Genomic DNA, 13,000 nt, shown 5'->3' on the forward strand with positions numbered 1-13,000 from the left:
GCGCGATTGCCTTTCCTTTCACCCGGGGCGGCTATATCTGCAGGGAAGCACAAAGGAGCCGCAGATGAGCCAGGACCGCTTTGCCCCTTTCGAGACGCAGATCGACGAAGCTTCCGCGCTGGCGATCCTGCGCGCGGCAACGGCGGGCGCCGATGATGGCGAGCTGTTTCTGGAACGGATGCGTTCGGAGAGCCTCGTCTTCGACGATGGCCGGGTGAAGACGGCGTCTTATGATGCGTCGGAGGGGTTCGGCCTGCGCGCCGTGCGCGGCGAGGTGACGGGCTATGCCCATGCGACCGAGATTTCCGAAGCCGCGCTGAAACGGGCGGCGGAGACGGCGCGGCTGGCCGTGGGTGATGGCGGCGGGGTGATGGCGCCGCCGCCTGCGCGCACCAACCGGCATCTTTACGGCGCCGCCGATCCGATGGCCGATGCCGCTTTCGGTGCGAAGATCGAGATCCTGCGCGAGATCGACGCCTTCACCCGCGATCTCGACCCGCGCGTGGTGCAGGTGACGGCGACGGTGGCGGCCAGCCTGCAGGAGGTGTTCATCCTGCGCCCCGAAGGCGGGGTGCTGTCCGATATCCGGCCGATGGCGCGGGTGAATGTCTCGGTGATCGTCGAGGAAAACGGCCGGCGCGAAAGCGGCACCAATGGCGGCGGCGGGCGGATCGGTCTGGCGGGGCTGATCGCGCCCGGGCACTGGCAGCCGATCGCGCGCGAGGCCCTGCGGATCGCACTGGTCAATCTTGCCGCCGAACCCGCGCCCGCGGGGGCCTTTGATGTCGTGCTCGGCCCGGGCTGGCCCGGGGTGATGCTGCATGAAGCCGTGGGCCACGGGCTGGAGGGGGATTTCAACCGCAAGAAATCCTCGGCCTTTTCGGGGCGCATCGGCGAGCAGGTCGCGGCCCGGGGGGTGACGGTGCTCGATGACGGCACGATCCCCGACCGGCGCGGCTCGATCAGCATCGATGACGAGGGCACGCCCTCGAACCGCACCGTGCTGATCGAGGATGGCGTGCTGGTCGGCTACATGCAGGACCGGCAGAACGCCCGGCTGATGGGGGTGACGCCGACCGGCAATGGTCGGCGCGAGGGCCATGCCCATCCGCCGATGCCGCGGATGACGAACACCTACATGCTGGCGGGCGACACGGACCCCGCCGCCATCCTCGCCGATCTGAAGGACGGCATCTATGCGGTGGGTTTCGGTGGCGGGCAGGTCGACATCACCAACGGCAAATTCGTCTTCAACTGCACCGAGGCCTACCGGGTGCGAAATGGCCGCGTCGGCGCGGCGCTGCGGGGCGCGACGCTGATCGGCGACGGGCCTGCCGCAATGAAACAGATCCGCGCCATCGGCAACGATCTGGCGCTGGACCCCGGTATCGGCAATTGCGGCAAGGCCGGGCAATGGGTGCCGGTCGGCGTGGGCCAGCCGACGCTCTTGATCGGCGGGCTGACCGTGGGCGGTTCGGCCGCCTGATTCGCCGTCCCCCGGCCGCATTGGCGCCGAAACCCCGAAACGACGGGCCTATCCGGGCCACATTTTGCAATTTAAGCGGGTTTTCTGAAAATTTTCCTCAACCTGGAAGAGAATGGCGATTTCGGTAACGCTTTGTTAAGATTAATGGGGCAATTTGATCCTGCGACGAGGCGGAGGGACGGATGAAAACAAGTTTGTTTTCTTACCCCACCCCCTTCACCCCACCCACCACGGAAGAAGACGAACTCTCGTTTCTCCGTCTCGCTCGCTCTCGTCGTGTCGGGGCCACGACGTTTCACCGATTGCTGAAAGATCATGGCAGTGCCGCCGCGGCGCTGGACGCGCTTCCGGGCATTGCCCGGGCCGCCGGATCTGCCGATTACAGCCCCTGCCCGCCCGCCGTGGCCAAGGCGGAGCTGACCGCCGGCCGACGCCTTGGCGCAAGGCTGCTTTTGCCCGGGGGGCCGGGCTATCCCACGGATCTGCTGGATTTTTCCGATGCGCCGCCGGTGCTTTGGGCGCGCGGCAGGGTTGATCTGCTCGACCGTCCGCGGGTCGCGGTGATCGGCGCGCGCAATGCCTCGTCGCTGGGGCTGCGGATGGCGCGCAAACTCGCCGAGGAGATGGGCCGGGCGGGATTCGCCATCGTCTCGGGTCTGGCGCGCGGCATCGATGCCGCCGCCCATGACGCCGCCCTGCCCACCGGCACGATCGCGGTGATGGCGGGCGGCATCGAGGTGATCTATCCGCCCGAGAATCGCGATCTGGCGGACCGCCTCGCCGCCGAAGGGCTGCTGCTGTCGGAACTGCCCCCGGGGACCGAGCCGCAGGCGCGGCATTTTCCGCAGCGCAACCGGATCATCGCGGCGCTTTCCCGCGCGACGCTGGTGGTCGAGGCCGCCGCACGCTCGGGCAGCCTGCTGACCGCGCGGATGGCGCTGGATTACGGGCGCGAGGTGATGGCGGTGCCCGGTCATCCGATGGATGCCCGCGCCGCGGGCTGCAACATGCTGATCCGCGACGGCGCCACGCTGATCCGCGGCGCCGAGGATGTGATCGAAGCGATGGGCCTTGTCGCCGCGCCCCGCCCCGTGCCGCAACCCGAAACCGTGCCGCAACCCGAAACCGCGCCGCAGCCGACACCGGTCGCAAAAACCGCCGTCGCCGGGCTGCGGGCGCGGCTTCTGGCGCTCCTTGGCCCGGCGCCGACGCCCGAGGATGCGGTGATCCGCGATCTGGGCATCGACGCCGCCACCCTCTCGCGCGAGGTGATCGGCCTTGAAATCGAAGGCGAAATCACCCGCCATCCGGGCGGGTTGCTCAGCCGGGGGTGATCTCACATGCCGCCGCAGGCCTCGGGGATCACGTCGCGAAAGGTGGCGCAGATCGGCTCCCAGGAATACCAGACATCGGTGGCGCCCACCGCATGATGCACCGCCACCCATTGCCGCCCGGATTTCACCCAAAGCGCCTCGACGTGATCGGCCCCCTCGGCCAGTTCCGGGTCGAACTCCTCGCGCGCCACCATCGGGGTCTGCGCCATGTCGATCCGCCCGCCGCCCGGGCGCTGCGGCAGCAGCGTGGCGAAGGCGTGATCGCCCTTCACCCGCATCTCGGTCACCACGAATTCGACCGGCGCACCCAGCTGCCACTCCACCAGCGGGCGCAGCGCATCAAGCAGATCCCCCCGCAGCTGCGAGCCCCGCGCCGGGCTCTCCCAATCGCCCGCCACCGCGGTCCCCGCCGCCAGAACCAGCCCCAGAACGACAATTCCCCGCATCTTTCCCCCTTTCGGCCCGCGCAGGCTGCGACGGAAGCCGGATTGACATTTGCCCCCAACCCCCCGCATGGTCCGCCGCTGAACCGGTTTGCGAGAGTGATCAAGAGGAAGTCATGGCCGTTGTTGTTGTCGAATCCCCCGCCAAGGCCAAGACGATCAACAAGTATCTCGGCTCCGACTATACCGTTCTGGCCTCTTTCGGTCACGTCCGCGATCTGCCGCCCAAGGATGGCTCGGTCGATCCCGAGGCCGATTTCGAGATGAAATGGGAAGTCGCGGCGGACAGCAAAAAGCATATCAAGGCGATCACCGACGCGCTGGCCAATGATGACGAACTGATCCTGGCCACCGACCCCGATCGCGAGGGCGAGGCGATTTCCTGGCACCTGCAGCAGGCCTTGGCCTCGAAGCTGAAGAAGAAAAAGGTCAGCCGCGTCACCTTCAATGCGATCACCAAATCGGCGATCACCGAGGCGATGAAAGCGCCGCGCGAGGTCGATCAGGCCCTCGTCGACGCCTATCTGGCCCGTCGCGCGCTCGATTATCTGGTGGGCTTCAACCTGTCCCCGGTGCTGTGGCGCAAGCTGCCGGGCGCGAAATCGGCCGGTCGGGTGCAATCGGTCTGCCTGCGGCTGATCGTCGAGCGCGAGATGGAGATCGAGGCGTTCCGGGCGCGGGAATACTGGACGGTGACGGCAGAGCTGACCACCCCGCGCGGCCAGACCTTCACCGCGCGGCTGACGGTGCTGGGCGGCAAGAAGCTCGACAAGTTCGACCTGACGACGGCAACCGATGCGGAACTCGCGGTGCAGGCCGTCACCTCGCGCGATCTCACCGTGAAATCGGTCGAGGCGAAACCGGCCACCCGCAACCCCTATCCGCCCTTCATGACCTCGACCCTGCAGCAGGAAGCCTCGCGCAAGTTCGGCATGGGCGCCAAGGCCTGCATGTCGGCGGCGCAACGGCTTTATGAGGCAGGCCACATCACCTACATGCGGACCGACGGGATCGACATGGCCCCCGAGGCGGTGATGGCCGCGCGCGACGAGATCAAGCGGCGGTTTGGCGACAAATACGTCCCCTCCAGCCCGCGGATGTACAAGAACAAGGCGAAGAACGCGCAGGAAGCGCATGAATGCATTCGCCCCACCGACATGAGCCAGAGCCCGGACAAGCTGAAACTGGCGGATGACCAAGGCAAGCTTTACGACCTGATCTGGAAGCGCACGCTCGCCAGCCAGATGTCGGCGGCGGTGATGGAACGGACCACGGTCGATGTCGGATCGAAAGACGATCAGGTCGAGCTGCGCGCCACCGGGCAGGTGGTGACCTTTGACGGCTTCCTGAAAATCTACGATCAGGGCCGCGACGATGACGAGGGCGAGGATGGCGCCCGGCTGCCGCAGATCATGGCGGGCGAGCCCGCGCAGAAAGGGGCGATCACCCCCGAGCAGCATTTCACCCAGCCGCCGCCGCGCTACACCGAGGCGACGCTGGTGAAGCGGATGGAGGAATTGGGCATCGGGCGGCCCTCCACCTATGCCTCGATCCTGACGACGATCGTCGACCGCGGCTATGTGCGCAAGGACAAGAACCGGCTGATCCCCGAGGATACCGGGCGGCTGGTGACGGCGTTCCTGTCGAACTATTTCCGCCGCTATGTCGAATATGATTTCACCGCCGATCTGGAAACCGAACTGGATGACATTTCCGCGGGCGACCGGCCTTACAAGGACGTGCTGGCCCGGTTCTGGCGCGATTTTTCGGCGGCGCTGGCCGAGACCGCGGATCTGCGCATCGGCGAGGTGCTGTCGAAGATCGACGAGGTGCTGGGGCCGCATCTTTACCCGGTGCGCGCCGATGGCTCTGACCCGCGCTCCTGCCCGGTCTGTTCTGCCGGGCGGCTGCATCTGAAAACTGCGCGTTCGGGCGGGGCCTTCATCGGCTGCGGCAATTACCCGGACTGCCGCTATACGCGGCCGCTTTCGGCCCCGGCGGATGGCGAGGCGGGCGTGCTGGACGGCAAGGTGCTGGGCGAGGACGACGGCGCACAGATCACCCTGCGCGTCGGCCGTTTCGGCCCCTATGTGCAAAAGGGCGAGCCGACGGAGGAAGCGCCGAAACCGCCGCGCGCCAGCCTGCCCAAGGGCTGGTCGCCCGAAAGCATCGATCTGGACCGCGCCTTGCAGCTTTTGAACCTGCCGCGCCCGATCGGCAATCACCCCGAGGATGGCGCGCTGGTCGAGGCGGGCATCGGCCGCTTCGGCCCCTATGTGAAGCACAACAGCACTTACGCGAACCTGCCCGATGTCGAAGAGGTCTTCACCATCGGCATGAACCGCGCCGTCGAAGTGCTGGCGCAGAAACTCGCCCGCGGCGGCGCCCGCGGCGCGGCGGCGGCGGCGCAACCGCTGAAAGAGCTGGGCGAACATCCCGATGGCGGCGTCGTGCAGGTGATGCCCGGCCGCTACGGGCCCTATGTGAAATGGGGCAAGGTCAATGCGACGCTGCCCAAGGGCACGGAACCCGAGGCGATGACGCTGGAGGAAGCCCTGCCGCTGCTGGAGGCCAAGGCCTCGAAAGGCGGCAAGAAGGCGGCGCCGAAAAAGGCCGCCAAACCCGCCGCCGAGAAGAAACCGGCGGCAAAGAAGGCTCCGGCCAAGAAGGCGGCGACGAAGACCACCGCCGCGAAGAAACCGGCCGCGAAGAAAGCCGCCCCCAAAAAGACCGCCCCGCAAAACCCGGCCGAGGGCGGCGAGGTCATCGAGGACTGAGCCTTCGCCGCGACGCGGCAATTGACACCGTGCCCCGGCCTTGCCAAGCTTTGCGCAAGTAACGGGAGGGTTTCATGAACAAGATCTACGGCTCGGCGCGAGAGGCCCTTGACGGGCTTCTCTCCGACGGGATGACGCTGGCGGCGGGGGGGTTCGGCCTGTGCGGCATCCCCGAGATGCTGATCGATGCACTCGTTGAAAGCGGCGTCAAGGATATCACCATCGCCTCGAACAACTGCGGCGTCGATGGCTTCGGTCTGGGCAAGCTGCTCGACACCAAGCAGATCAAGAAGATGATCTCTTCCTATGTCGGCGAGAATGCCGAGTTCATGCGCCAGTATCTGTCGGGGGAACTCGAGCTGGAATTCAACCCGCAGGGCACGCTGGCGGAACGGATGCGGGCGGGCGGCTGCGGCATCCCCGGCTTTTACACGAAGACCGGCGTCGGCACTGTGGTCGCCGAGGGCAAGGAACACAAGGACTTCGACGGCGAGACCTATATCCTCGAACGCGCCATCATTGCCGATGTCTCGATCGTCAAGGCGTGGAAGGCCGATCCCTCGGGCAATGCGGTGTTCCGCAAAACCGCGCGCAATTTCAACCCCCCCGCGGCGATGTGCGGGCGCGTCTGCGTGATGGAGGTCGAGGAGATCGTGCCCTTGGGCGCGCTGGACCCCGACCATATCCACCTGCCCGGGATCTATGTGCACCGGCTGATCCAAGGGCAGCATGAGAAACGCATCGAGCAACGCACCACCAGAAAGCGGGAGGTGTGAGTTATGCCGAAGAAATGGCCAGACGTCGCCGACACACTCGATCTCTACTGTTACATGAGAGACCAGGCAAAAAGCCTGCTTGAAGACGAGGCGTTTTATGACTCCCACGCCCGGTTATCTGCAGAACTGGAGTTGGCGCAAGCTTTGATGGCTGCTCATCATCAGAGCGCAATGATTGAAGCCCTTGATGAAGTTGTACAGCGGCTGGGGGGAGAAGAATAATGGCTTGGGATCGCAACCAGATGGCGGCGCGGGCCGCCAAGGAACTGAAAGACGGCACTTATGTGAACCTTGGCATCGGGATTCCGACGCTGGTGCCGAACTTCATCCCCGAGGGGGTGTCGGTGACGCTGCAATCGGAAAACGGCATGCTCGGCATGGGGCCCTTTCCCTATGAGGGCGAGGAAGACCCCGATCTGATCAACGCGGGCAAGCAGACGATCACCGAACTGCCGCAGACCGCCTATTTCGACTCTGCGACAAGCTTTGGCATGATCCGCGGCGGCAAGATCGCCATGGCGATTCTGGGCGCGATGGAAGTGTCGGAACAGGGCGATCTGGCGAACTGGATGATCCCCGGCAAGCTCGTGAAGGGGATGGGCGGCGCCATGGATCTGGTCGCCGGGGTCAAGCGTGTCGTCGTGGTGATGGATCACACCAACAAGGCGGGCGAGTCGAAGGTGCTGCACGCCTGCACCCTGCCTTTGACGGGCAAGGCGGTGGTGAACCGGATCATCTCGAACCTCGGCGTGCTGGATGTAGTGCCGGGGGGGCTGAAGATCGTCGAGCTGGCGGACGGCGTGACCGAGGCGGAGCTGCGCGCCGCCACCGAGGCGACGATCGTCGATTGACTGTCTAGGCAGGGCCCCGCCTGCGGCGGGGCTTTGCGCCTGCGGCGCGAAGGGCGTATTTGTCCCAAGAAAAAGCAACGGGGCTTTTTCTTGGGACAAATACGCCGGGGTGAGCGGCGCAGCCGCGAGGGGCAGCGCCCCTTTCTTTCCGGCAAACAGGGTTTGCGCATGCGTAACAGCGTCATCTTGCTGCCCAAGTTGGCCCGTAGAGAACCGGGCATGATGAACCACGGTCCCGCCATGTCCGCCCCCGATCCCGCGCGCCCCGGGCGCGAAAAGGCCGTGCTGATCGGTCTGATCGCCCTTGTCGGGCTTGGGCTCTGGAGCCTTGGCGCGAGCACCGGCTGGGCCGAGATCGGCGCGCAGCTGGCCCGGTTGCAGCCCTGGCAGGTGGCGGCGCTTCTGGCGCTCTCGGCGGGGAATTATCTGCTGCGCAGCCTGCGCTGGCACGGGCTGGCGCGGCGGCTGGGCCTGCCGACCGGGTTTGCGCAGAACCTGCGCCATTATCTGGGCGGCTTTGCGCTGTCGGTGACGCCCGGGCGGCTGGGGGAGCTTGTGCGGATGCGCTGGCTGAAGCGCGAGACCGGCTGGGCGCCCGAGCGCACGGCGCCCCTGGTGCTGATGGACCGGGCGGGGGATCTGGCGGTGATGGCGCTGTTGCTGGCGCTGGGGCTGACGCTTGCCGCGGGCAAGATCACCGGGGCGGTGCCGGTGGCGGCTTGCGCCCTTGCCGCCGCCATCCTCGCCACGCGGCCGCGACTTCTGTCCGCGCTGGTCACCCGACTTTACCGCGCCCTTGGCCGCTTTCCGCGCGCCTTTGCCCGCGCCCGCGGCGCCGCGCGGCTGCTGACGCGGTTCTGCCACGGCCCGACACTGGCGCTGGTGCTGGGGCTCGGCTTTCTGGGCTGGCTCGCCGAGGGCTATGCCTTTCACCTGCTTCTGGGCTTCCTCGGCGCCGGGATCGGGCTGTGGACAGCCGTCTCGATCTTCGTCTTCGCGACGCTGGCGGGCGGTCTGACCGGCGCCCCCGGCGGGCTTGGCGGGGCCGAGGCGGCGATGATCGCGCTGCTCTCGCTTGAGGGGGTGCCGCTGGAGGTTTCGGTGCCCGCAACCGCGGTGATCCGGCTCACCACGCTCTGGTTCGCCCTCGCGCTGGGCCTTGCGATCTTCCCGATGGCCGAGCGCGCCTCGGTCCGGGCGACGGCATAGGCGCGGCGATGTCCTTCACACCCAAGGACTATACGGGCTGGGGACGGGCGCTGCGGGCCTCGGGCACGGTGGCGCGGCCCGACCGCGCGAGCGCGCTTGCCCGCCTTGAACCCGCCCCCGCCTTCGGCATGTGCCGGTCTTATGGCGATGCGGCGCTGAACCACGGCGGGCGGGCCATCGACATGAGCGGGCTTGACCGCTTCCTTTCCTTCGACGCCGAAACCGGGCTGCTGGAGCTGGAAGCCGGGGTCCGCATCGGCGCGGTGGCTGCGGCCTTCGCGCCGCGCGGCTTCCTGCCCGCGGTGATGCCCGGCACCGGCTTTGCCACCATCGGCGGCTGCATCGCGCAGGATGTGCATGGCAAGAACCACCACCACGCAGGCAGTTTCGGTGCCCATCTGGCCGAGATCACGCTTTGGCAGGGCGGCGCGGAAGTGACCGTGACCCCGGGCACGGCGCTTTTTCGCGCCACTTTGGGCGGGCTGGGCCAGACCGGAACGATCCTGCGGGCAAAACTGCGGCTGGCGCCCTGCACGGGCACGGCGATGCGGGTCACCGAGCGGCGCGCCCGCGACTGGGACCAGCACCTGAGCCTTCTCGACGGCGCGACCGCGACCTATGCGGTGGGCTGGATCGATGCGACGGCCACCGGCGCAAGCCTTGGGCGCGGCATCGTCGAGGAAGCCGAGATCGCCCGCGGGCCGGTGGCGCAGCGCACAAAGGCCGCGAGAGTGCCGCTTGACGCGCCGGGTTTCGCGCTCTCCGCCCCGGTCGTGCGCGCCTTCAACGCGGCCTATTATGCCCGCGTGCCCTCCGCCGGACGCATCGTGGTGCGGCCGCTGGCGGATTTCTTCTTTCCGCTTGACCGGATCCTTGACTGGAACCGGCTTTACGGCAGGCACGGCTTTCACCAGTTTCAATGCGTCGTGCCGCTTGCGGCCACGGGCGCCCTGCGCCGGATGCTGGAACGCATCGCGACCTCGGGTCTGGCCTCGCCGCTCGCGGTGCTCAAACGCATGGGACCGGGGCGGGCCGGGTATCTGTCCTTTCCGATGGCGGGCTATACGCTCGCCGTCGATTTCCCGAACCGGGCCGCGGCGCGCGATCTGATCCGCAAGCTGGAGGCAGACACCGCCGCCGCGGGCGGGCGGCTTTATTTCGCCAAGGATGCGCTGGCCGGGGGCACATATATCCCCGCCATGTATCCCGAACTGGACGCCTGGCGGCAAGAGGTGGCGCAAGCCGATCCGGCCCGGGCCTATGAGACCGACCTTGTGCGTCGGCTGAAGCTGAGGAGCCCCTGAGATGCAGAACCGGATCATGCAGCATTGGGTTGTTTTGGGGGCCGGTTCCGGGATGGCCCGCCCCTTCCTGCGCCGTCTGGCGGGCGATGGCGCGACGCTGTTCCTGGCCGGTCGCGACCTTGCCGAGCTTGAGACGCTGGCGCAGGATCTGCGGCTGCGGGGCGCGGCGGCGGCCGAAGCGGTGGCCTTTGATGCCCGTGACGCGGCGGGCTATCCGGCGCTGGTGGCCCGGCTCGCCGCTTGCGAGGGCGTGCTGAACGCGGCCTCTTTCGTCGGCTCGATGCCGGATCAGGCGGCGATCGACGCCGATCCCGGGCTGATCGCCGGGGTGATCGCCGACAATTTCACCGGACCTGCCATGTTCCTCAGCCTGCTCGCCCCGGTGCTGGAAGCGCGCGGCGCGGGCGTCATCGTCGGCATCGGCTCGGTCGCGGGCGACCGCGGGCGGCTTGGCAACTACGTTTACGGCGCGGCGAAAGCGGGGTTTGCCACCTATCTGTCGGGCCTGCGCAACCGGCTGGGACGGCGCGGCGTGCATGTGATGACGGTGAAGCCCGGCCCGGTCGACACCCGGATGACCGCGGGGAGGAAACTGCCCCTGATGACCACGCCCGAAGCCGTGGCCGAGGACATTCTGACCGGTCTCGCCAGGCGCCGCAACGTGATCTACACGGCAAGGATCTGGGGGCCGGTGATGCGGATCATCCGCGCCATCCCCGAGCCGATCTTCAAGAAACTCTCGCTCTGATCAGCCGAATTTCGGCACCCGCCCCGCCATGTTCGCCGCGATCACCTCCATCTGGTCGGGCTTGCCGATCAGCTCGATCTGCTCGCGGCTTTCCAGCGCCAGCACCTCGGCCGCGGGCGCGGCATAGGCGGTGCCGACCAGCCGCTTCGCCGCCCGGATCGCAGAGGGCGAGCGCCCGGCAATCGCGCGCGCCAGATCCAGCGCCCGGACCAGCGGGTCCTCGGCCAGTTCGGTGACCAGACCGAGCCGCAGCGCCTCTTCGGCCAGAACCTCCTCGGCGGTATAGGTCATCCGCCGCAGCACATCGGGGCGCAGCAGCTCCGGCAGCGTCACCATGCCCCCCATGTCGGGAACGAGGCCCCATTTCATCTCCATCACCGCAAGCCTTGTGCCCGGCATGGCAATACGGATGTCGGCGCCAGCCGCCAGCTGCAGCCCGGCACCAAAGACGACGCCGTGCAGCGCCGCGATCACCGGCACCGGCAGCGCCCGCCAGCACAGCGAAAACTGCTGGAACCGGTTCGCGTCGCCATGGCTGCGCGGCGCGATCAGCGCCTCGGGGTCGCTCGCCGCCAGCGCCGCGAAATTCGCCACATCCAGCCCGGCGCAAAAGGCCCGCCCCTCGCCACGCAGCACCACCGCGCGCAGCCCCGGCTCGGCGGCCAGCTGTTCGGCCACGGAAATCACCGCGTCGATCATCTGAAGATCGACGGCGTTCATCTTCTCGGGGCGGTTCAGCGTCACCACCGCCACCCCCTCGACCCGTTGCAACGTCACCCGGTCCATCTTGTCCCCCGTTTCGGCCTCCCGTTTGCGCCATCAAAGCACATCGCGCCCGCCCGCGCGCGCATGACGCTGCGAAACGGGCTTTACGCAGGACGCCAAAGCCCCTAGCCATGGCGCATGACCCGGATCCGCCTCACACCGCTCGTCGCCGGCCTGCCCGCCACCGTGCCCTTTGTCGGGCCCGAAACGCAGGAGCGTCGGCGCGGCCGCCCGTTTCAGGCGCGGCTTGGCGCGAATGAGAACGGCTTCGGGCCGTCCCCCCGCGCAATTGCCGCGATGGCGGCGGCGGCGGGCGAGGCCTGGATGTATGGCGACCCGGAAAACCACGATCTGAAGACGGCGCTGGCCCGCGCGCATGGCTGCGGCGTCGACAATGTCGTCGTGGGCGAGGGGATCGACGGGCTTCTGGGCTATCTTTGCCGGATGATGCTGGCGCCGGGCGATGCGGTGGTGACCTCGGAGGGCGCCTATCCGACCTTCAATTTCCATGTCGCGGGCTTTGGCGGCGTTTTGCACAAGGCGCCCTATCGCAACGACGCCGAAGACCCCGAGGCGCTTCTGGCGCTGGCGCAGCAGGTCCGGCCGAAACTGCTTTACATCGCCAACCCGGATAATCCGATGGGCAGCCATCATCCGGGCACGACCATTGCGGCCATGCTCGACCATCTGCCCGCGGGCACGCTGATGGTGCTGGATGAAGCCTATGTGGAACTCGCCCCCGAGGGGACGGCGGCGCCGGTTGCGGCGGAGGACCCGCGGCTGATCCGGATGCGCACCTTTTCCAAAGCGCATGGGCTGGCGGGGGCGCGGGTGGGCTATGCGCTGGGCGCGGCGCCGCTGATCGCGGCCTTCGACAAGATCCGCAACCATTTCGGCATGAGCCGGATTTCTCAGGCCGGTGCCCTTGCGGCGCTCTCGGACACCACCTGGCAGGTCTACATGCGCCGTCTGGTCGCCGCCTCGCGCGATCGGATTGCCGCCATCGCGGCAGAAAACGGCCTCACCGCCCTGCCCTCGGCGACGAATTTCGTCGCCGTCGATTGCGGCGGCGACGGCGCCTTTGCGCAGGCGGTGCTGGAGGAACTGACCGCCGCCGACATCTTCGTGCGCAAGCCCGCGGTCGCGCCGATGGACCGCTGCATCCGCATCTCCTGCGGGCCGGAACCCGAGATGGCGGCGCTGGCCGCGGCCCTGCCCGGCGCCTTGGACCGGGCGCGGGCCCGCTGACGCCCGAGGCTGCCGTTACCGCTCACGCAAATGCGCGCAACCTTGAATTGCGCGCGGCC

General features: G+C 67.7%; 12 protein-coding genes. 10 read left to right on the forward strand and 2 right to left on the reverse strand.

The features are described 5' to 3' along the window. Positions 1–64 precede the first annotated feature (64 nt). Positions 65–1,486, forward strand: coding sequence for a metalloprotease TldD (gene tldD, locus AC4PTB_RS15285; RefSeq protein WP_492190729.1), 1,422 nt, complete (start codon positions 65–67; stop codon positions 1,484–1,486). Positions 1,487–1,668: 182 nt separating this feature from the next. Then, positions 1,669–2,820: a DNA-processing protein DprA gene (dprA, locus tag AC4PTB_RS15290; RefSeq protein ID WP_492190730.1), complete on the forward strand. Its 1,152-nt coding sequence runs from the start codon at positions 1,669–1,671 to the stop codon at positions 2,818–2,820. A 2-nt stretch (positions 2,821–2,822) separates the two neighbouring features. On the opposite strand, the gene AC4PTB_RS15295 is transcribed toward dprA, so the two are convergent. After that, positions 2,823–3,266, reverse strand: a complete 444-nt coding sequence (locus tag AC4PTB_RS15295) for a hypothetical protein (RefSeq protein WP_492190731.1) — start codon at positions 3,264–3,266, stop codon at positions 2,823–2,825. Between the two features lie 113 nt (positions 3,267–3,379). Here AC4PTB_RS15295 and topA point away from each other — a divergent pair, with 113 nt between their 5' ends. From topA to AC4PTB_RS15330, 7 genes are all read left to right on the forward strand, one after another. Further along, complete coding sequence (gene topA, locus AC4PTB_RS15300; RefSeq protein WP_492190732.1) at positions 3,380–6,040, forward strand: type I DNA topoisomerase; 2,661 nt, start codon at positions 3,380–3,382, stop codon at positions 6,038–6,040. A 74-nt stretch (positions 6,041–6,114) separates the two neighbouring features. After that, positions 6,115–6,816, forward strand: coding sequence for a CoA transferase subunit A (locus AC4PTB_RS15305; RefSeq protein ID WP_492190733.1), 702 nt, complete (start codon positions 6,115–6,117; stop codon positions 6,814–6,816). 3 nt (positions 6,817–6,819) lie between these two features. Next, positions 6,820–7,038, forward strand: coding sequence for a hypothetical protein (locus AC4PTB_RS15310; RefSeq protein ID WP_492190734.1), 219 nt, complete (start codon positions 6,820–6,822; stop codon positions 7,036–7,038). Beyond that, entirely contained in the window at positions 7,038–7,667 is a 630-nt protein-coding gene (locus AC4PTB_RS15315) for a CoA transferase subunit B (RefSeq protein WP_492190735.1), read from the forward strand. The genes AC4PTB_RS15310 and AC4PTB_RS15315 overlap by 1 nt, the downstream gene beginning before the upstream one ends. Before the next feature lie 240 nt (positions 7,668–7,907). Continuing rightward, positions 7,908–8,876: a lysylphosphatidylglycerol synthase transmembrane domain-containing protein gene (locus AC4PTB_RS15320; protein ID WP_492190736.1), complete on the forward strand. Its 969-nt coding sequence runs from the start codon at positions 7,908–7,910 to the stop codon at positions 8,874–8,876. Positions 8,877–8,884: 8 nt separating this feature from the next. After that, complete coding sequence (locus AC4PTB_RS15325) at positions 8,885–10,180, forward strand: FAD-binding protein (RefSeq protein ID WP_492190737.1); 1,296 nt, start codon at positions 8,885–8,887, stop codon at positions 10,178–10,180. Between the two features lies 1 nt (position 10,181). Further along, the gene (locus AC4PTB_RS15330; RefSeq protein ID WP_492190738.1) at positions 10,182–10,928 is read left to right on the forward strand and encodes an SDR family NAD(P)-dependent oxidoreductase; all 747 of its coding nucleotides are present in this window, start codon (positions 10,182–10,184) and stop codon (positions 10,926–10,928) included. Here the strand turns inward: AC4PTB_RS15330 and AC4PTB_RS15335 are convergent, their stop codons facing one another. Beyond that, the gene (locus tag AC4PTB_RS15335) at positions 10,929–11,714 is read right to left on the reverse strand and encodes a crotonase/enoyl-CoA hydratase family protein (RefSeq protein WP_492190739.1); all 786 of its coding nucleotides are present in this window, start codon (positions 11,712–11,714) and stop codon (positions 10,929–10,931) included. It abuts the gene before it with no gap. 117 nt (positions 11,715–11,831) lie between these two features. On the opposite strand from AC4PTB_RS15335, the gene AC4PTB_RS15340 reads away from it, so the two are divergent. Continuing rightward, a complete protein-coding gene (locus AC4PTB_RS15340; RefSeq protein ID WP_492190740.1) occupies positions 11,832–12,941 on the forward strand; it encodes a pyridoxal phosphate-dependent aminotransferase in 1,110 nt (369 codons plus the stop codon). The last annotated feature ends 59 nt before the right edge of the window (positions 12,942–13,000 follow it).

The sequence above is a fragment of the Rhodobacter sp. 4.3.4 genome, from assembly GCF_058724655.1.